The sequence below is a fragment of the Pseudomonas sp. LAIL14HWK12:I10 genome (assembly GCF_900184205.1).
Lineage (GTDB): Bacteria > Pseudomonadota > Gammaproteobacteria > Pseudomonadales > Pseudomonadaceae > Aquipseudomonas > Aquipseudomonas kermanshahensis.
In genome coordinates this window covers 227,012-244,826 of sequence record NZ_FXWU01000009.1, presented here as the reverse complement: position 1 = coordinate 244,826, position 17,815 = coordinate 227,012, and the positions used below count along the sequence as shown (strand labels likewise).

The 17,815-nt window shown below is 61.4% G+C and carries 13 protein-coding genes; 9 read left to right on the top strand and 4 right to left on the bottom strand.

The features are described 5' to 3' along the window. The first annotated feature begins 167 nt into the window (after positions 1–167). The gene (locus tag QOS90_RS20600) at positions 168–386 is read left to right on the top strand and encodes a bacterioferritin-associated ferredoxin (RefSeq protein WP_081717488.1); all 219 of its coding nucleotides are present in this window, start codon (positions 168–170) and stop codon (positions 384–386) included. Positions 387–587: 201 nt separating this feature from the next. Continuing rightward, positions 588–1,061, top strand: a complete 474-nt coding sequence (gene bfr / locus QOS90_RS20595) for a bacterioferritin (RefSeq protein ID WP_027594191.1) — start codon at positions 588–590, stop codon at positions 1,059–1,061. Positions 1,062–1,117: 56 nt separating this feature from the next. Here bfr and grxD read toward each other — a convergent pair whose 3' ends face one another. Next, positions 1,118–1,453 (bottom strand): Grx4 family monothiol glutaredoxin, encoded by a 336-nt coding sequence (gene grxD / locus QOS90_RS20590; protein WP_012313029.1) that lies wholly within the window; start codon positions 1,451–1,453, stop codon positions 1,118–1,120. 91 nt (positions 1,454–1,544) lie between these two features. After that, positions 1,545–3,653, bottom strand: coding sequence for a molybdopterin-dependent oxidoreductase (locus tag QOS90_RS20585; RefSeq protein ID WP_085273556.1), 2,109 nt, complete (start codon positions 3,651–3,653; stop codon positions 1,545–1,547). A 364-nt stretch (positions 3,654–4,017) separates the two neighbouring features. On the opposite strand from QOS90_RS20585, the gene argF reads away from it, so the two are divergent. After that, positions 4,018–4,938: an ornithine carbamoyltransferase gene (gene argF, locus QOS90_RS20580; RefSeq protein ID WP_085273557.1), complete on the top strand. Its 921-nt coding sequence runs from the start codon at positions 4,018–4,020 to the stop codon at positions 4,936–4,938. After that, positions 4,935–6,044, top strand: a complete 1,110-nt coding sequence (locus QOS90_RS20575; RefSeq protein ID WP_085273558.1) for an ABC transporter ATP-binding protein — start codon at positions 4,935–4,937, stop codon at positions 6,042–6,044. The genes argF and QOS90_RS20575 overlap by 4 nt, the downstream gene beginning before the upstream one ends. 224 nt (positions 6,045–6,268) lie before the next feature. Here QOS90_RS20575 and ybaK read toward each other — a convergent pair whose 3' ends face one another. Beyond that, on the bottom strand, positions 6,269–6,739 hold the full coding sequence (gene ybaK, locus QOS90_RS20570; protein WP_085273559.1) for a Cys-tRNA(Pro) deacylase: 471 nt from the start codon (positions 6,737–6,739) through the stop codon (positions 6,269–6,271). Positions 6,740–7,042: 303 nt separating this feature from the next. Between ybaK and QOS90_RS20565 the strand changes: the two genes are divergently transcribed. From QOS90_RS20565 to glpD, 4 genes are all read left to right on the top strand, one after another. Next, a complete protein-coding gene (locus tag QOS90_RS20565; RefSeq protein ID WP_027594186.1) occupies positions 7,043–7,894 on the top strand; it encodes an MIP/aquaporin family protein in 852 nt (283 codons plus the stop codon). A 51-nt stretch (positions 7,895–7,945) separates the two neighbouring features. Beyond that, on the top strand, positions 7,946–9,445 hold the full coding sequence (gene glpK, locus QOS90_RS20560) for a glycerol kinase GlpK (protein WP_027594185.1): 1,500 nt from the start codon (positions 7,946–7,948) through the stop codon (positions 9,443–9,445). Between the two features lie 190 nt (positions 9,446–9,635). Next, positions 9,636–10,391: a DNA-binding transcriptional repressor GlpR gene (gene glpR, locus QOS90_RS20555; RefSeq protein ID WP_027594184.1), complete on the top strand. Its 756-nt coding sequence runs from the start codon at positions 9,636–9,638 to the stop codon at positions 10,389–10,391. A gap of 173 nt (positions 10,392–10,564) precedes the next feature. After that, positions 10,565–12,103: a glycerol-3-phosphate dehydrogenase gene (glpD, locus tag QOS90_RS20550; RefSeq protein WP_085273560.1), complete on the top strand. Its 1,539-nt coding sequence runs from the start codon at positions 10,565–10,567 to the stop codon at positions 12,101–12,103. 39 nt (positions 12,104–12,142) lie between these two features. Here the strand turns inward: glpD and QOS90_RS20545 are convergent, their stop codons facing one another. Then, a complete protein-coding gene (locus QOS90_RS20545; RefSeq protein WP_085273561.1) occupies positions 12,143–16,507 on the bottom strand; it encodes an NEL-type E3 ubiquitin ligase domain-containing protein in 4,365 nt (1,454 codons plus the stop codon). Between the two features lie 319 nt (positions 16,508–16,826). Here QOS90_RS20545 and QOS90_RS20540 point away from each other — a divergent pair, with 319 nt between their 5' ends. Next, a complete protein-coding gene (locus QOS90_RS20540) occupies positions 16,827–17,744 on the top strand; it encodes a glutamate/aspartate ABC transporter substrate-binding protein (protein ID WP_027594181.1) in 918 nt (305 codons plus the stop codon). Positions 17,745–17,815: the final 71 nt, after the last annotated feature.

Sequence of the window (17,815 nt, the reverse complement as noted above, 5' to 3'; positions counted from 1 at the left end):
CGGGCTTGCCCGACATCCAACAAAGGCCGACCATCATACACGGCTTCTCATGACAGACCGAATCCAACCGCCGGTCGCTCAAGCACGCCCCTCTCAGAAAGTCTTTTGACAAGCATTCTCATTACCATTAAGCTCCAGACCATCTCAACCAGCGATGGTCCGACTTTATGTATGTGTGTCTTTGTGTCGGCGTGACCGACGGACAGATCCGCGATGCGATCTATGACGGATGCTGCAGCTACAAGGAAGTTCGAGCCGCGACCAACGTCGCCAGCCAATGCGGTAAATGTGCCTGCCTTGCCAAGCAAGTGGTCCGCGACACCTTGACCGATCTTCAGGTCAGCCAGGCTGCCCTGCCCTATCCGGTAGAATTTACTGCCGCTTGAACCCCCCTATTTTGAAGAACCGGACCTAGCGTCCGGTTTTTTTATGCCCGCAATTCAATAACTTAGCACTCCAACGCGCTTCACAAACATTCTTATTCCTATTCATTTTCACTTATTATTCAATAACTTAGGTTTGACAGCCCTAAGTATCAGGCTCAAACTTCTCTGTATTGGCACACTTCTACAGGGCAGGAACCCGTCATGAAAGGCGACGTAAGCGTCATCCAGCATCTCAACAAGATCCTCGGAAACGAGCTGGTCGCGATCAACCAGTACTTCCTGCACGCACGCATGTACGAAGATTGGGGCCTGAACAAACTCGGCAAGCACGAGTACAAGGAATCCATCGACGAGATGAAGCACGCTGACAAATTGATCAAGCGTATTCTCTTCCTCGAAGGCATCCCGAACGTCCAGGACCTGGGCAAGCTGCTGATCGGCGAGCACACCAAAGAAATGCTCGAGTGCGACCTGAAGATCGAACAGAAAGGCCTGATCGACCTTAAAGCCGCCATCGCTCACTGCGAAACCGTTGGCGACTTCGGCTCGCGTGAAATGCTCGAAGACATCCTCGAGTCCGAGGAAGAGCACATCGATTGGCTGGAAACCCAGCTGAGCCTGATCGACAAGATCAGCATCGAGAACTACCTGCAGTCGCAGATGGGCGAAGAGTAAAATCACGCCCATAAAAAAACCCGCCATGAGCGGGTTTTTTTATGGGTGTTTGAGGGTCAGGCTTCAGAAGCCTTCGCCTTGGCAGCAGCATCCTTGATCAGGGTTTGCAGCTCACCGTTTTCAAACATTTCCAGCATGATGTCGCTACCGCCGACCAGCTCGCCTGCTACCCACAGTTGCGGGAAGGTTGGCCAGTTGGCGTACTTGGGCAGGTTGGCGCGGATTTCCGGGTTCTGCAGGATGTCGACGTAGGCGAACTTCTCGCCACAACCCATCACAGCTTGCGATGCCTTGGCCGAGAACCCGCACTGCGGGGCATTCGGCGAGCCTTTCATGTAAAGCAGAATGGTGTTGTTGGCAATCTGCTCTTTGATCGTTTCGATGATATCCATGGAACACCTCGTCTGAACTTTCCGACTCGATGGTCGGCACGGTGACGCATTGTATCGGAAAGCCGAGCGGTATGCTCGGCCTTGCCGTTGCTCAGGCGGCCTCGACGTGCACAGGCACGCCATTGAGGGCGGCATTGCCAGACACCTGATCGCGCAAGCGCTCATCGGTGAGGTCATTGGCACTGACCCCGGGTTGCCCCTGGGCGACCTGCAGGTGCACGCCCTGGCGACCATGGCCGTAGCCGTGTGGCAGGCTGACCACGCCCGGCATCATGTCGGTACACGCCTGCACTTCAACCTCAAGGGTGCCGGTACGCGAACGTATGCGCACACGCTGACCATCCTGCAGTTGCCGTTGCAGCAGGTCATCAGGGTGCATCAACAGCTGATGGCGCGGCTTGCCTTTGACCAGCCGGTGGAAGTTGTGCATCCATGAATTGTTGCTGCGCACATGGCGGCGGCCAATCAACAACAGCGCCCCAGCGGCCAACGGTGCTTGCCGGGTAAGCCTGGCCAAGTCGTCGAGCAGCACCTGAGGGGCCGCCTCGATGGCCTGGCTGGCGGTGCGCAGGCGCGCTTGCAGATTGGCGCCTAGCGGCCCCAGGTCGAGCCCGTGGGGGTGTCGATCCAGTGTTTCGATCGAGAGCTTCCAGGCCGATTCATCACCATAGCGCCCCTTGCGCAAAGCCCAGTCGATCATCTGCGCCGGGGGCAGGGTCGGCTTGAGCTCCATTGCCGCACGCTCGGCAAAGGCCTTGGCCAGGCCGACAAAGATCTCCCAATCGTGCAACGCGCCTTCTGGCTTGGCGAGGATCGCGCGGTTGAAGCGCGTCACGTTGCGTACCGCCAGCAAGTTGAAGGTGCTGTCGTAGTGGTCGTTCTCCAGCGCCGACGTGGAAGGGAGGATCAAATCGGCATGGCGGGTGCTCTCGTTGATGTAAAGGTCGATGCTGAGCATGAACTCGAGCCCCTCCAGCGCCTCGTCCAGCTGTCGACCATTGGGCGTGGACAGCACCGGGTTGCCCGCCACGGTCACCAGCGCCCGCACCTGGCCGTCACCGGGCGTGAGCATTTCTTCGGCGAGTGCAGCCACCGGCAGCTCGCCGGCGTACTCCGGCAGCCCCGAAACCCGGCTTTGCCAGGCATCGAAATGCCCACCCGAGGTACTCGCCACCACGTCGACTGCAGGCTCGGTACACAGGGCGCCGCCCACCCGATCCAGGTTGCCGGTGACCAGGTTGATCAGTTGCACCAGCCAGTGGCACACGGTGCCGAAGGCCTGTGTCGATACGCCCATGCGGCCATAGCAGACGGCCTTGTCGGCAGCCGCAAAATCACGTGCCAGCTGGCGAATATCGGTAGCGGCAATGCCGCACAGCGGGCTCATGGCTTCAGCGGTCAGCGGGGCAATTGCGTTGCGCACCTGATCAACACCCTTGACCGGCACGTGCGACGCACGGGTCAGGCCTTCGTCAAACAGGGTATTGAGCAGGCCACTGAGCAATGCGGCATCGCCGCCGGGGCGGATGAACACGTGGCGGTCAGCCATGGCCGCCGTTTCGCTGCGCCGCGGGTCCACCACCACCAGTTGACCGCCCCGGGCACGCAGGGCCTTCAGGCGCTTCTCCACATCTGGCACGGTCATGATGCTGCCATTGGATGCCAACGGGTTGCCGCCCAGAATCAACATGAAGTCGGTGTGGTCGATGTCCGGGATCGGCAACAGCAGACCGTGGCCGTACATCAGGTGGCTGGTCAGGTGCTGGGGCAACTGATCCACCGAGGTGGCCGAGAACCGGTTGCGGGTCTTCAACAGGCCGAGGAAATAGTTGCTGTGGGTCATCAGCCCGTAGTTGTGCACGCTGGGGTTGCCTTGATACACCGCCACCGCGTTGCGACCATGCGCCTGCTGGATGGCCCACAGCTTGTCGGCCGCCAGGGCGAAGGCCTCGTCCCAGCCGATCGCCTGCCAGCGTTCGCCAACCCGACGGTGCGGCTGACGGAGGCGGTCGGGGTCGTTCTGGATGTCTTGCAAGGCCACCGCCTTGGGGCAGATATGGCCACGGCTGAACGGGTCATCGGGGTCGCCCTTGATCGAGCTGATCAGCGCCCGGCCATCGTCTTCATGGCTGACTTCGATGTTCAGCCCGCAAATGGCTTCGCACAGGTGACAGGCACGGTAATGCAGGGTCTTGGTCATGGCCGGCTCTGCGTTGTCATGGGTCTGATCACGACTATGCGCCCGGCCCACGGCCCTCGCCAGCGCGCTTTGCGCTGTGAATTCCCCGACATCAGGCAAACGATTCGCGACACGCATTTGCCAAATTGCGGGCAAGCCGTGTACAACCTCTGTAGCAAATAAAAAACAGCGCACGCTCAAGGGGTAACGACACCCTTTGCAACAGAGCTGCTGTTTCCCCTCTTGGTTTCAGGCGACATTTAATTATAGTATTGCGCCTTTCCCTATTTCGTCCGCCCCGTGCGGCTTACGCCGCAGGTCACTCCCGTTGTCAAAAAAAACCATACGGTCGACCTGCATACCGTTGCAGATAAGGTAGTCAAACATGAGCGCTAGGCACTTTCTCTCCCTGCTGGACTTCACCACCGACGAATTGCTCGGGGTGATCCGCCGCGGCATCGAGCTGAAGGACCTGCGCAAGCGAAGCGTACTGTTCGAGCCGCTGAAAAACCGCGTGCTGGGCATGATCTTCGAAAAGTCCTCGACCCGGACCCGCGTGTCGTTCGAGGCCGGCATGATCCAGCTCGGCGGCCAGGCCATCTTCCTGTCACCTCGCGACACCCAGCTGGGCCGTGGCGAGCCGATCAGCGACAGCGCCATCGTGCTGTCGAGCATGGTCGACGTGGTGATGATCCGCACCCACGCCCACAGCACCCTCACCGAGTTCGCCGCCAACTCGCGCGTACCGGTGATCAACGGCCTGTCCGATGAGTCGCACCCGTGCCAGCTGTTGGCCGACATGCAGACATTCGTCGAACACCGTGGCTCGATCCAAGGCAAGACCGTGGCGTGGATCGGCGATGGCTTCAACATGTGCAACTCTTATATCGAAGCCGCCCAGCAGTTCGATTTCCAGCTGCGCATCGCCTGCCCCGAAGGCTACGACCCGGACCCACGCTTCATGGCGCTGGGAGGTGATCGCGTGCAGATCATCCGCGACCCGAAGGAAGCCGTGCGCGGCGCGCACCTGGTGACCACCGATGTCTGGACTTCCATGGGCCAGGAGGAGGAAACTGCACGCCGCCTGGCGCATTTCGCGCCTTACCAGGTCACCCGCGAACTGCTCGACCTGGCGGCACCCGACGCCCTGTTCATGCACTGCCTGCCCGCCCACCGTGGTGAGGAAATCAGCCATGACCTGCTCGACGACCCTCGTTCGGTCGCCTGGGACCAGGCTGAAAACCGCCTGCATGCACAGAAGGCCCTTCTCGAATTCCTTGTAGAACCGGCTTACCACCACGCATGAGTCAACCCCTACTGCTCAACCTGCGCAACCTCGCCTGCGGCTACGGCGACCAGCGCATCGTCCAGAACCTCAACCTGCACCTGAACGCAGGCGACATTGGTTGCCTGCTGGGTTCATCCGGTTGTGGCAAGACCACCACCCTGCGCGCCATCGCCGGGTTCGAGCCTATCCATGAAGGCGAGATCCAACTGGCGGGCGAGGTCATTTCCCGTGCCGGCTTCACCCTGGCCCCGGAAAAACGCCGCATCGGCATGGTGTTTCAGGACTACGCCCTGTTCCCGCACCTGACCGTGGCCCAGAACATCGCCTTCGGCATCGCCAAGCACCCGCGCCAGGGTGAGGTGGTCGAAGAGATGCTCGAGCTGGTCAAGCTGGGCGGCTTGGGCGGTCGCTATCCGCACGAGCTGTCCGGTGGGCAGCAGCAACGGGTCGCCCTGGCCCGCGCGCTGGCGCCAGAGCCTCAGTTACTGCTGCTCGACGAGCCGTTCTCCAACCTCGACGTGGAACTGCGCCGCCGCTTGAGCCATGAGGTGCGCGACATCCTCAAGAGCCGGGGTACCAGCGCCATTCTGGTGACCCACGACCAGGAGGAAGCGTTTGCCGTCAGCGACCAGGTGGGTGTGTTCAAGGAAGGTCGCCTGGAGCAGTGGGATACGCCTTACAACCTCTACCACGAGCCGCAGACGCCGTTCGTGGCCAGCTTCATTGGCCAGGGCTACTTCATCCGTGGCCAGATGAGCAGCCACGAGGCGGTCAATACCGAACTCGGCGAACTGCGCGGCAACCGCGCCTACATCATGGCGCCATGCAGCTCGGTGGATGTGCTGCTGCGCCCTGACGATATCGTGTATGCGCCAGACAGCCTGCTGCGGGCCAGTATCGTGGGCAAGAGCTTCCTGGGGGCATCGACCCTGTATCGCCTGCAACTGCCTACCGGCAGCCAGCTGGAGGCGATCTTCCCAAGCCATATCGATCATCAGGTCGGTGAGGAGGTAGGGATTGCCGTGGCGGCCGATCACCTGGTGCTGTTCCCGGTGCCGGGCAGTGTCGCGGCGCAGTTGCCACGGCATGAAAATGGCGTTCGCCGCTACAGCTCGGCGACCTGACCGAAAACGGGGGCCGCGTTGGCGGCCCATCGCCGGCAAGCCGGCTCCCACAGGTACAGTGCTAACCTTGAAAGTGGTACCGTTCCAGCAACTGTCTTGTGGTGCTTGTTTGGCCTCATCGCTGGCAAGCCAGCTCCCACACGTGCGGCGCTAGACTTGGAGGCTACACAGTTCGGGTGGGAGCTGGTTTGCCGGCGATGGGCTGCGCAGCGGCCACTGCGATTTCAACCCCTGCCAATACCGGCAAACGTGCCCTGGGTATGTTCAGCCAGCACCGCCGCCGCCAACTCCACCTCCAGCCCACGCCGCCCGGCGCTGACATGGAGGGTTGCAAAGTTCTGCGCCGAGTCATCAATAAAGGTGCGCAAGCGCTTCTTCTGGCCTAACGGGCTGATGCCACCGACCAGATACCCCGTAGCCCGCTGGGCCGCCGCCGGGTCGGCCATCTCGCACTTCTTCACCCCCGCCGCATGGGCCAGTGCCTTGAGGTCCAAGGTGCCCACCACCGGCACCACGGCCACCAGCAACTCACCTTTCTCACTGCTCGCCAGCAAGGTCTTGAACACTTGCTGCGGATCGAGCCCGAGCTTTTCCGCTGCCTCCAAACCATAGGAGGCCGATTTAGGATCGTGCTCATAACTGTGCACACGATGCTCGGCGCGGGCTTTTTTCAACAGGTCTAGGGCGGGGGTCATGCGCAGGCTCCGGTCTGGGACAAGTCGGCGGCTACTTTAGGACATATCCCACATCCCAGCCAGTTCGGAGGCTACGCACCTGTCTAGCGTGCGGTTTCGCGACCCCACACTACGTCCAAAACGTGACTGACCGTTCACTTTCGACCTTTGACATAAGCGTTTCTTGTCTATATTTTTTCGTTTCTGAAGAAATGGTGCACATTTAAGGTGCATTTCCTGTATCTGCCTGGGGTCAATGGGGATCGACTCCGGGCTTTGCTGTCGAGCGCCACGCGCCTCACAACAAAAAAAACGAGGTCATACATGACGACTGCTCTACGCGAACCCACCTTGTCCAGCCAATGCCTGGCCGAATTTCTTGGCACCGCCCTGCTCATCTTTTTCGGCACCGGTTGCGTCGCCGCGCTCAAAGTCGCGGGTGCCAGCTTCGGCCTGTGGGAAATCAGCATTATCTGGGGCGTCGGCGTGAGCATGGCGATCTACTTCACCGCGGGTGTTTCCGGCGCGCACCTGAACCCGGCCGTGAGTATCGCCCTCACCCTGTTCGCCGGCTTCGACAAGCGCAAACTGCCTTTCTACATGCTGGCCCAGGTCTGCGGCGCCTTCTGCGGCGCAGCGTTGGTCTACACCTTGTACAGCAACCTGTTCTTCGATTTCGAACAAGCCCACGCCATGCTACGAGGCAGCAGCGAAAGCCTGGAGCTGGCGTCGGTGTTCTCCACCTATCCGCACCCCTCGCTGTCCACTGGCCAGGCGTTCCTGGTGGAAGTGGTCATCACCGCCATCCTCATGGCCGTGATCATGGCCCTGACCGACGACAACAATGGCTTGCCCCGTGGCGCCGTGGCGCCGCTGCTCATCGGCCTGCTGATTGCCGTGATCGGCAGCGCCATGGGGCCGCTGACCGGCTTTGCGATGAACCCGGCCCGCGATTTCGGGCCAAAATTGATGACCTTCCTGGCCGGTTGGGGCGAAATCGCCTTCACTGGCGGACGGGACATTCCTTATTTCCTGGTACCGGTGTTCGCACCGATCCTTGGCGCATGCCTGGGCGCCGCAGCGTATCGGGGCCTGATCGCCCGCAACCTGCCAGTCGCGCCAACCGCAAGCGCTGAGACAAACGACAATCGCCAGGGCGATACTCAAGTCAACTGATGTGGCCTCACGCCCAAGCCCTGACTTCCCATTTTTGCAAGGCCTACGACCATGACAGACACCCTGGATAAGAACTACATCATCGCCCTGGACCAGGGCACCACCAGTTCGCGGGCCATCATTTTCGACCGCGACGCCAATGTGGTCGGCACCTCCCAGCGTGAATTCGCCCAGCATTATCCGCAGGCGGGTTGGGTCGAACACGACCCGATGGAAATTTTCGCCACCCAGAGCGCCACTTTGGTCGAGGCCCTCGCCCAGGCGGGCATCAGCCACGCCCAGGTCGCCGCGCTGGGCATTACCAACCAGCGTGAAACCACGGTGGTGTGGGACAAGGAAACCGGCCGCCCGGTGTACAACGCCATCGTCTGGCAGTGCCGCCGCAGCACCGAAATCTGCGCGCAGCTCAAGCGTGACGGCCATGAAGACTACATTCGCAAGTCCACCGGCCTGGTCACCGACCCGTACTTCTCCGGCACCAAGCTCAAGTGGATCCTCGACAATGTCGAAGGCGCCCGTGAGCGCGCCGAACGTGGCGAGCTGTTGTTCGGTACCGTCGACACTTGGCTGATCTGGAAATTCTCCGGCGGCAAGGTGCACGTCACCGACTACACCAACGCGTCGCGCACGCTGATGTTCAATATTCACACACTGGAATGGGACGAAAAGCTGCTGAAAATCCTCGGCATCCCACGCCAGATGCTGCCCGAGGTTCGCCCCTCCTCCGAAGTCTACGGCCACACCAAGAGCGGCATTGCCATCGCCGGTATCGCTGGCGACCAGCAGTCTGCGCTGTTCGGCCAGATGTGCGTCGAGCCCGGCCAGGCCAAGAACACCTACGGCACCGGCTGCTTCCTGCTGATGAACACCGGTGACAAGGCCGTCAACTCGTCCCATGGCCTGCTCACCACCATCGCCTGCGGCCCGCGGGGTGAAGTGGCCTATGCACTGGAGGGCGCCGTGTTCAATGGTGGCTCTACCGTGCAGTGGCTGCGTGACGAGCTGAAGATCGTCAACGACGCACTCGATACCGAGTACTTCGCCAGCAAGGTCAAAGACAGCAACGGCGTGTACCTGGTGCCCGCCTTCACAGGCCTGGGCGCCCCCTATTGGGACCCTTATGCCCGTGGCGCCCTGTTCGGCCTGACGCGCGGGGTGAAGGTCGACCACATCATTCGTGCAGCGCTGGAATCGATCGCCTACCAGACCCGTGACGTACTGGACGCCATGCAACAGGATTGCGGTTATCGCCTGTCCGAATTGCGCGTGGATGGCGGTGCGGTGGCCAACAACTTCCTCATGCAGTTCCAGGCCGACATCCTTGGCACCTGCGTAGAGCGCCCGAAAATGCGCGAGACCACAGCCCTCGGCGCCGCCTACCTGGCAGGCCTGGCCTGTGGCTTCTGGAGCAGCCTGGACGAGTTGCGCGACAAGGCGATCATTGAGCGCGAGTTCAGCCCGCAATTGGACGAGACGCAGAAAGAGAAGCTTTACGCCGGGTGGCTGAAGGCCGTCGGCCGTACCCGTGACTGGGAAGATCACGAAGCCTGACGTCTTCCTGTAGGCGCAGCCTTGTGCTGCGAAGAGGCCAGTGGTCACACAGTGAATATTCGCTGCTAACACCGGCCTCTTCGCAGCACAAGGCTGCTCCTACACGCGCCCTGCACATTCGTCTACTGGCCGTCATCCGCTTCCTACGGCATCATTGCAGAATTTGTCCGGCAGCCCATAAGGACCGCCCATGAATCTGCCCCCCCGCCAACAACAAATCCTCGAGCTGGTCCGCGACCGCGGCTACGTCAGCATCGAAGAAATGGCGCAGCTGTTCGTCGTCACCCCGCAAACCATCCGCCGCGACATCAACCAGCTCGCCGAGCTCAACCTGCTGCGCCGCTACCACGGGGGTGCCGCGTATGACTCGAGCATCGAGAACACCGCCTACGCCATGCGCGCCGACCAGATGCGCGACGAGAAGCAGCGCATCGCCGAAGCCGTGGCCTCGCAGATTCCCGACCATGCCTCGCTGTTCATCAACATCGGCACAACGACCGAATCGATCGCCCGCGCGCTGCTCAACCATAACCACCTGAAGGTGATTACCAACAACCTCCACGTGGCCTCGATCCTGGCGGCCAAGGACGATTTCGAAGTACTGGTGGCAGGTGGCACGGTGCGCCGCGATGGCGGTGTGGTAGGCCAGGCCAGCGTCGATTTCATCAACCAGTTCAAGGTCGATTTCGCCTTGGTGGGCATCAGCGGCATCGACGAAGATGGCAGCCTGCTGGACTTCGATTACCAGGAGGTACGGGTTTCCCAGGCCCTGATCGCCAATGCACGCCAGGTTATCCTGGCCGCCGACTCCAGCAAGTTCGGGCGCAATGCCATGGTCCGCCTGGGCTCGATCAGCCTGGTGGACTGTTTGGTGACCGACCAGACGCCGACGCCTGCCCTCGCCCACTTGCTTAACCAGTACAAGATTCGCCTCGACGTGGTCTGAACCGCACGCGGGCCATCACCGGCCCGCTATTTTCGTAAATGTTCACTTTATTGTCATCCGATCAGTATTTTCTATAAAGACTGACTGGATACCCGCCTTCTGTTGCGCTAGTATTTTCGGAAACGAACATCAATGTTCATATTCGATGTGAACAGCCCCAGGAGGCCTTGCCCGTGTCCCAGCCCGTTTCGTCCCAGCCCCCCCTCACCGACTGCTATGACCTCGCCGTGATCGGCGGTGGCATCAATGGTGTGGGCATTGCTGCCGACGCCGCCGGGCGCGGCCTGAAGGTGTTCCTTTGCGAAAAGGACGACCTGGCGCAGCACACGTCGTCGGCGAGCAGCAAGCTCATCCATGGTGGCCTGCGCTACCTGGAGCACTACGAGTTCCGCCTGGTGCGCGAAGCCCTGGCCGAGCGCGAAGTCCTGCTGGCCAAGGCACCGCACATCGTCAAGCCGATGCGCTTCGTGCTGCCCCATCGCCCGCACCTGCGCCCGGCCTGGATGATCCGTGCCGGCCTGTTCCTCTACGACCACTTGGGCAAGCGCAAGCGCCTGGGCGCTTCGCGCAGCCTGCGCTTCGGCCCGGGCTACCCGCTCAAACCGGCCATCACCCGGGGTTTCGAATACGCTGACTGCGCCGTGGACGACGCGCGCCTGGTCGTGCTCAATGCCATGGCAGCCCGCGAACAAGGTGCGCACATCGTCACCCGCACCCGCTGCCTGCGTGCCGAGCGTGTCGATGGCGTGTGGCAGGTCGAGCTGCAGCATGCCGACGGCAGCCTGCAGAGCATTCGTGCCCGCGCCCTGGTCAACGCTGCTGGCCCGTGGGTGGCCAGCTTCATCAAGGATGACCTCAAGCTGGATGCGCCTTACGGCATCCGCCTGATTCAGGGCAGCCACCTGATCGTCCCGCGCCTGTACGAAGGCGAACACGCTTACATCCTGCAGAACGAAGACCAGCGCATCGTGTTCTGCATCCCTTACCTGGACCGCTTCACCCTGATCGGCACCACCGACCGTGAGTACAGCGGCGACCCGGCCCAGGTGAAAATCACCGAGGCCGAGACCGACTACCTGCTCAAGGTGGTCAACGCGCACTTCAACCATCAGCTCAGCCGTGCTGACATCCTGCACACCTACTCCGGCGTACGCCCGCTGTGCAACGACGAGTCGGACAACCCGTCGGCCGTGACCCGCGACTACACCCTGGCGCTGTCGGCAGGTGAAGGCCAGGCGCCGTTGCTGTCGGTGTTCGGCGGCAAGCTCACCACGTACCGCAAGCTGGCCGAATCGGCCATGGCCGAGCTCAAACCGTTCTTCACCCAGATGCGCGCCAGCTGGACCGCTACTGCGCCGCTGCCCGGCGGGGAAGACATGACCACCGCGCAGGCACTGACCGACGCCATTCTGGCGCAGTACGGGTGGCTGCCGGTGGACATCGCCAAACGCTGGGCAGTGACTTACGGCAGCCGCGTATGGCGCCTGCTTGATGGTATTCAGGGCCCGGAAGGTTTGGGCCAGGCCATTGGCGGCGGCCTCTTCAGCCGCGAAGTCGATTACCTGCGCAGCGAAGAGTGGGCTGTCGATGCGGCCGACATTCTGTGGCGCCGTACCAAACTGGGCCTGTTCACATCGCCTGCGGAACAGCAGGCGCTGCACGACTACCTAGTGACAGCGCCGCTGAGCCAAACTTCGTTCAAGGCTGCCTGAAGGCGACGTTGAAGCCGGTGCCGCCTGCGCGGCACCCGCTCACGGCAACACCCCATCAATCCCGAACCAACGGTCAAACGCTTCGCGGGCCAACGTGACAATCAAGTCGCGCTCGCCGTCGTGAATGGCTTGCACGATGCCTTCGCAGTACTTCAAGTATTGCTCCTCACTGACCTCTCCCGCTTCTGCACGCTCCCGGTAGGCCTCTTCAGGTGCCCGGAAAGCGTCCACCAACGCCGTGAAGCGGCGCTCGTAACGGTCTCGCACGTAACGTTCCCAAAACGCCTGATCAGCCAGCGCCTGAGTCAAACGCTCTGGGGTTTCCGCGCGTAACACTTCGACCCTGGCGTTGTTCAAGTCGGCGGGGGTCAACCCGGCATAGGCTTCAAAATGCAGGGCAGCAGGTTGGGCAGGCAGGCGCAGCGGGCCCGCCAAGCGAACACGGTAGGTGAGGTAGACTTCGATATCGTCCACATCGTGCCCAGCATCGCGAATCCTCTGGATACGCCGCGTCGCGATCTCATCCAGCGCATCCAGGCGAAACAGTGAGCGGCTCAGGCGCATCAGCTCAACCTCGCTCTGGGCAATGGACATCCCAGAGGTGTGCCGGTGGATCAACGCCCTCACCTCCATCTGGCTGAACAGCCACAACAGGCGGTCCTCGCAGGAAGCGTTGCCGCCCGACATGATGAACAACTGTTCACGCAGTTCAGTGTTCTGCTCGCAGGCCTCGATGATGTTCCAGACCCTGGCCCGATAGTAGTTTGGTCGCTGCACGAAGTCGGACGATCGAGCGAAATCGCGGAGGAAGTTGAAGAAAGGCCGGGACGTCGTTTCCAACTGCAGGTTACGCCACTGCATCTCGCGCTCGCTACGTTGTGCGCCCGTCGAGCCGAGCAACCAGTGCTCGCGCTCGTTTACCTGCACCAGCTGATGACGGAACGACGAAGTGCCCGACAGTTGATTCAGGTACTGCTCGCTCGCTTCATCCAAGGGATTGTCGTGCAGGGCCATGCGCTGCAGACGCTGGCGCAGGCCGTGGAGGTCCTGATTGACCTGACGGATCTGGTTGTTGCGCAGGTCGGCGACGCCGCGCAGTGGCAACTGCTGCAGGCGCGAGGGGAATGAGGTGATACCTGTCGAACGCAGCCCCACCGGCCTGAGGTGGATCAACCCACGTATATCGGGGGCAAAGCCGAGCGGGTTGTAATTGAGCTCGAGCGTTTGCAAGCGGATCAAGGCACTGAGCCGGCGGTTGCCGGCAACGTCCATGATGATCCGATTGTGATCCAACTGCAGCCCCCGCAGCTCGGTCAACCGCTCTACACCTGGCGGGATGACGGCAAGATGATTCGCACGCAGGTCAAGCTCGCGCAGGTTAGGGAAGCGCGCGAGGAAATCAGGATCGATTTCCGACAAGTCCATGTCGCGCAGGGTCAGCCGCGTGACATGCGGGAAACTGACCCCTTCTTCCAGCGTGGGCAAGCTGCCGACACGTTCGCCGCGAATGTCCAGCGCGTAGGTACCATCGCTGCGCAAGCCTGTCTTGCATCGCCAGCAACGGCGAATGCTATTGGCGACCCGGCCACGCCGCAGCAGGTCCAGCACGCCAGCGTGTTCCATACGCCACCGCCGCAAGACCTGGCGCAGGCTCGCCAGTTGCTGGCTAAGCTCGCTGTAGTGCTGCCATGGGTCGACCCCGCGTGCAATCAGGTCCAACAGATAGTTTTGCAACTGGCGGTCGCCGAGGGTCGGGAAAATCTGCCGCAGCCCTCGCCGGCTGGCCTGCCCACGGCTTTCGCCGCGACCACTGAGTGGGTAACCCAGGCGCCCGTCTCCCCACCGCACGGGCGGCCGCACGCCACCGCCTATCGGCGCCTGGCCGATCAACTGCGCGGCCAGGTCACGATGCGTGCGGGCGTGCTCGGCCAGCAGGTCGCTCAACGCTGGCGCGTCCAGCGTGGGGGTCCCCAGTGCGCCTGTTTGCGCGTCACTCAAGGTCAACGAAAGTGCCTGCAGCAGGCTGTCGGTTGGAACAGTGCCTGCCAACAGCTCACCCGTCGCAGCGTAGGCGGTATATCCAGTCGGCGTTTTGACGATACTGAACCGCTGAGCAGCAGCATCCGCGCCGGCATGTGCCAATACCGCCCCTGTGCGGCTCTCGGCTCGCACTTCGACGGCATAGGGTTCAAGCCACGGCGCCAAGTGTTCGATAAGGCCAACGGCCAGCTTCGCGGTATCGGCATTGGCTGCCGAAGCCTGACGTAAACCTGCGCAGGCACGGTCAAGGCGGCTGTCGCGCAAAAACCAGCGCGCGCGTTCAGCCAAGGCCAAGGGGACGCGATCACTGGCCAGCATCTGCTCGACCTGCTGGCTGTCGACCTGCTGGATAATTTCATGGGCCCCGCGGTGCGACAGGCCAGGGAAGTCCCGGCGCAGCGCGACGCTGGCCAACTCTTCATTGCCTTGCGCTGTGCTGACCAGAAACTCGAACGCCTCGCCCTGTACGGTGGGGAATTGCTCATGCAAGCGGTAGCGCTCCAAGGCATCGAGCAACCGTGCGGGAGGCGGCGCGTTTTCCAGGTGCAGTCGCCTTAGCTGTGCGTCATCGAAGCCCGTGCTGTCGAGCACCCTGCGTACGTCTTCATCGCTGACGTCGGCCAGTTCAGCGCTCAACCGCCGCATCAAGCGCGCAGGCTCTGCCCACTCCTCTGCACGCTCCAGCGCATGCCGCCAGCCCCCAGTGCCGTTGTGCTCGAGCATTGGCTGAAAGGCCTCGCTGCGCTGAGGATGACGGATGAACAGGTGCTCACCATCCTTGTAGCCCGCCAACTGAAAACTGGCTTCGTGCAACTTCAATTGCCACTGGTCATCCTCTGGGATCAGTTCGCCAACCGTCACGCCCTGCTCCTTTACCCGGTAAGCAGACAGGTCATGGGCACACAGCTTGACGTGACCGGCATCGGTGCGAATCGGCGACAGCTCATCGACGAACACGATGCGCTTGAGCACGTGCCCCGCCACTGCAGTGCCAGCGCCTATCGCGGCCCCCAGCGCAACACTTTCAGCCACACTGAATACGTGCTCCAGCGCCCCTTGGCGATCGCCCAACTGCCAATCCTGGTAACCCTCGTAGACCTCATCGGCAATCTGCACGGCAGCGACCGCGAGCATCAATTCGCCCACCACCGGCACGAACAGCCCAGCAAGGTTCAACAAGGTCAGTCCCGCTTGCTGATACCCCCTAAGCCGCTCATCCCGCGCCTTGCTGTCCTCGTCGGCAGTGGGTACGGCCAGCACACGGGCATCATCGAGCATCTTGTCGATGCGCGAAGCACGCAGGAAGGCAAACAACGGTTGAGTGATGGCAAAGTCACGACCATCCAGCTGCAACACCGCCCCCTCAGCGCTCGACGACAGCAAACGCTTCAAGGTGCCGAAAAAGGCGACCCGATCACGCTCGGCGATGAACCGCGCCATGAACGCCGCATAGTGTGGGTCGCGCAGGCGCAGGCCCATGGCCTGGTAGAACGCCCACCAGGATTCGAACACCTGCACGGGCTGCTGAGGGTCACCCGGTATCCAGAGCAGGATCCCGCGCAAATAAGCCTGATCGCGGTCTTGAATCTCGATGGCCACCACCCCGTGCAGGCACTTGCCCAGCAGGTAAACCTGGCGAGCCCTCAACACAACAGGGTAAGCAGGCACCACAGCAGGTTTTGCAAAGATCGGCAGTGTCTGCAGGTAGTTGTCGTGGCTGATCTGGCCTTTGAGGGCCGCCAGGCGTACAGCCGCTTCCATCGACGAGCGCAGGGCCTCCTCCAGCAATGCCTCGACCTCACGACGGGCCTGACCAGGTTCGTCGCCTGGCCGATCTGCTGGCAGCAGATGCACGCGCAACAGGGCCTGATAGCGGCCGCCCAGGTCGAGCGTGCGGCACAGCTTGGCGAAGCGCTCGAACGATACCGACAGTGTGACACCGGCCACATCTTGCAATGCGACCTGGGTGAAAGGCCCTGGCTTGGTTTCCGCCTGGGTGAAGTTGTGCAGCGCGGTCGTCAACAGAGGCTGAGTCGAGATGCGGACAATGTTCGGCGACGGCGTTGGCGGAATGGGCGTTGCCAGAATGATTTGAACCACCTTGCGCAGTGTCGCTTTGCGCACGTCAGTGCTTACCTTGAAACGCCGACGCAACGCGTCCTCCAGCAGTGCGGCGGCAAAGTCATCCAAGGCCGGAATGTGGCTGAACAACTGCCGCACACGCTCAGCACTGTCCTGCTGCTGACGCAGCGCCTGGTGAAGCGCACGCTGCTGGTCGACCGTGGCCGAGGTAAGCCAGGCCGGTAAACGTTGGGAAATCAGGGCATCTATCGAAGCAGGCGCTTCATCGGCAGAAAGGGTCATGGTAGTGCGGTCCGTAAAAGCCGTTAACAGACCACGCTGCAAACCGTCACCTGCGGTAACTAAATCAAGGCACCATTCATTCGGGTTTCCGAACACCAAAAGCCAACCCATTCGGAATCACGGACAACACATGCTGTCGATTTACTGTCAAAAAAGATCGATACCCCGTAATTTCGGGGCGTTATGATCAAGAAGGAAGCTTGGCACGACTCATGCTCTACACTCTTTAGCCGAATGCACCCGCTTCATGTTGTATTCGTTGAACGAAAGAGTCCGCCAACGGCTCCATAAAAAAAACAAACATGTCGAGGAAAATTTGATGCGTATCGTTCGTCAATTGCTGGGCGCCGCTATCGCGGCTGCAGTCATCGCTTCGCCGGCCATGGCCGAGGAGCTGACCGGCACCCTGAAGAAGATCAAGGACTCGGGCACCATCACATTGGGCCACCGCGACTCCTCCATTCCATTTTCCTACCTGGCAGGCAAGCCGGAGCCCGTGGGCTACTCCCACGACATCCAGCTGGCCGTGGTCGAGGCCCTGAAAAAACAACTGGGCACCGACATCAAGGTCAAATACAACCTCGTCACCTCCCAGACCCGCATCCCGCTGGTGCAAAACGGCACCGTCGACCTGGAGTGCGGCTCCACCACCAACAACGTCGAGCGCCAGCAGCAAGTCGGTTTCTCGGTCGGCATCTTCGAAGTCGGCACCCGCCTGCTGACCAAGGTCAAGGACGGTCAGCCTTCCTATAAAGACTTCCCGGACCTGGCCGGCAAAAACGTGGTGACCACCGCCGGCACCACCTCCGAGCGCATCCTCAAGGCGATGAACGCCGACAAGCAAATGAAGATGAACGTGATTTCCGCCAAGGACCACGGTGAAGCCTTCAACATGCTCGAAAGCGGCCGCGCCGTGGCCTTCATGATGGACGACGCCCTGCTGGCCGGTGAAATGGCCAAGGCTCGCAAACCGGCCGACTGGGTTATCACCGGCACCCCGCAGTCGTACGAAATCTACGGCTGCATGGTGCGCAAGGAAGATGCTGCGTTCAAGAAAGCGGTCGACGAGGCCATCGTGGCTTACTTCAAGTCGGGCGAAGTCAACAAGAGCTACGACAAGTGGTTCATGCAGCCAATCCCGCCAAAGGGTCTGAACCTGCAGTTCCAGATGAGCGACGAGCTGAAAAAACTGATCGCCGAGCCGACCGACAAAGCGGCGGACGAGAAGAAGTCCTGATCCTCAGATAGTGGCCTGGTGCGCATGCGCACGAATCAATTCTGCAGGCCACTCATTAGTGTCTAACCTTT

What these genes read in the sequence shown, in the direction of transcription:
- QOS90_RS20585 (WP_085273556.1), bottom strand. Translation starts at nt 3,653, where the DNA reads ATGACCAAGACCCTGCATTACCGTGCCTGTCACCTGTGCGAAGCCATT.
- glpR (WP_027594184.1), top strand. Translation starts at nt 9,636, where the DNA reads ATGAATCTGCCCCCCCGCCAACAACAAATCCTCGAGCTGGTCCGCGAC.
- QOS90_RS20545 (WP_085273561.1), bottom strand. Translation starts at nt 16,507, where the DNA reads ATGACCCTTTCTGCCGATGAAGCGCCTGCTTCGATAGATGCCCTGATT.
- QOS90_RS20540 (WP_027594181.1), top strand. Translation starts at nt 16,827, where the DNA reads ATGCGTATCGTTCGTCAATTGCTGGGCGCCGCTATCGCGGCTGCAGTC.
- QOS90_RS20600 (WP_081717488.1), top strand. Translation starts at nt 168, where the DNA reads ATGTATGTGTGTCTTTGTGTCGGCGTGACCGACGGACAGATCCGCGAT.
- grxD (WP_012313029.1), bottom strand. Translation starts at nt 1,453, where the DNA reads ATGGATATCATCGAAACGATCAAAGAGCAGATTGCCAACAACACCATT.
- bfr (WP_027594191.1), top strand. Translation starts at nt 588, where the DNA reads ATGAAAGGCGACGTAAGCGTCATCCAGCATCTCAACAAGATCCTCGGA.
- ybaK (WP_085273559.1), bottom strand. Translation starts at nt 6,739, where the DNA reads ATGACCCCCGCCCTAGACCTGTTGAAAAAAGCCCGCGCCGAGCATCGT.
- glpK (WP_027594185.1), top strand. Translation starts at nt 7,946, where the DNA reads ATGACAGACACCCTGGATAAGAACTACATCATCGCCCTGGACCAGGGC.
- argF (WP_085273557.1), top strand. Translation starts at nt 4,018, where the DNA reads ATGAGCGCTAGGCACTTTCTCTCCCTGCTGGACTTCACCACCGACGAA.
- QOS90_RS20575 (WP_085273558.1), top strand. Translation starts at nt 4,935, where the DNA reads ATGAGTCAACCCCTACTGCTCAACCTGCGCAACCTCGCCTGCGGCTAC.
- QOS90_RS20565 (WP_027594186.1), top strand. Translation starts at nt 7,043, where the DNA reads ATGACGACTGCTCTACGCGAACCCACCTTGTCCAGCCAATGCCTGGCC.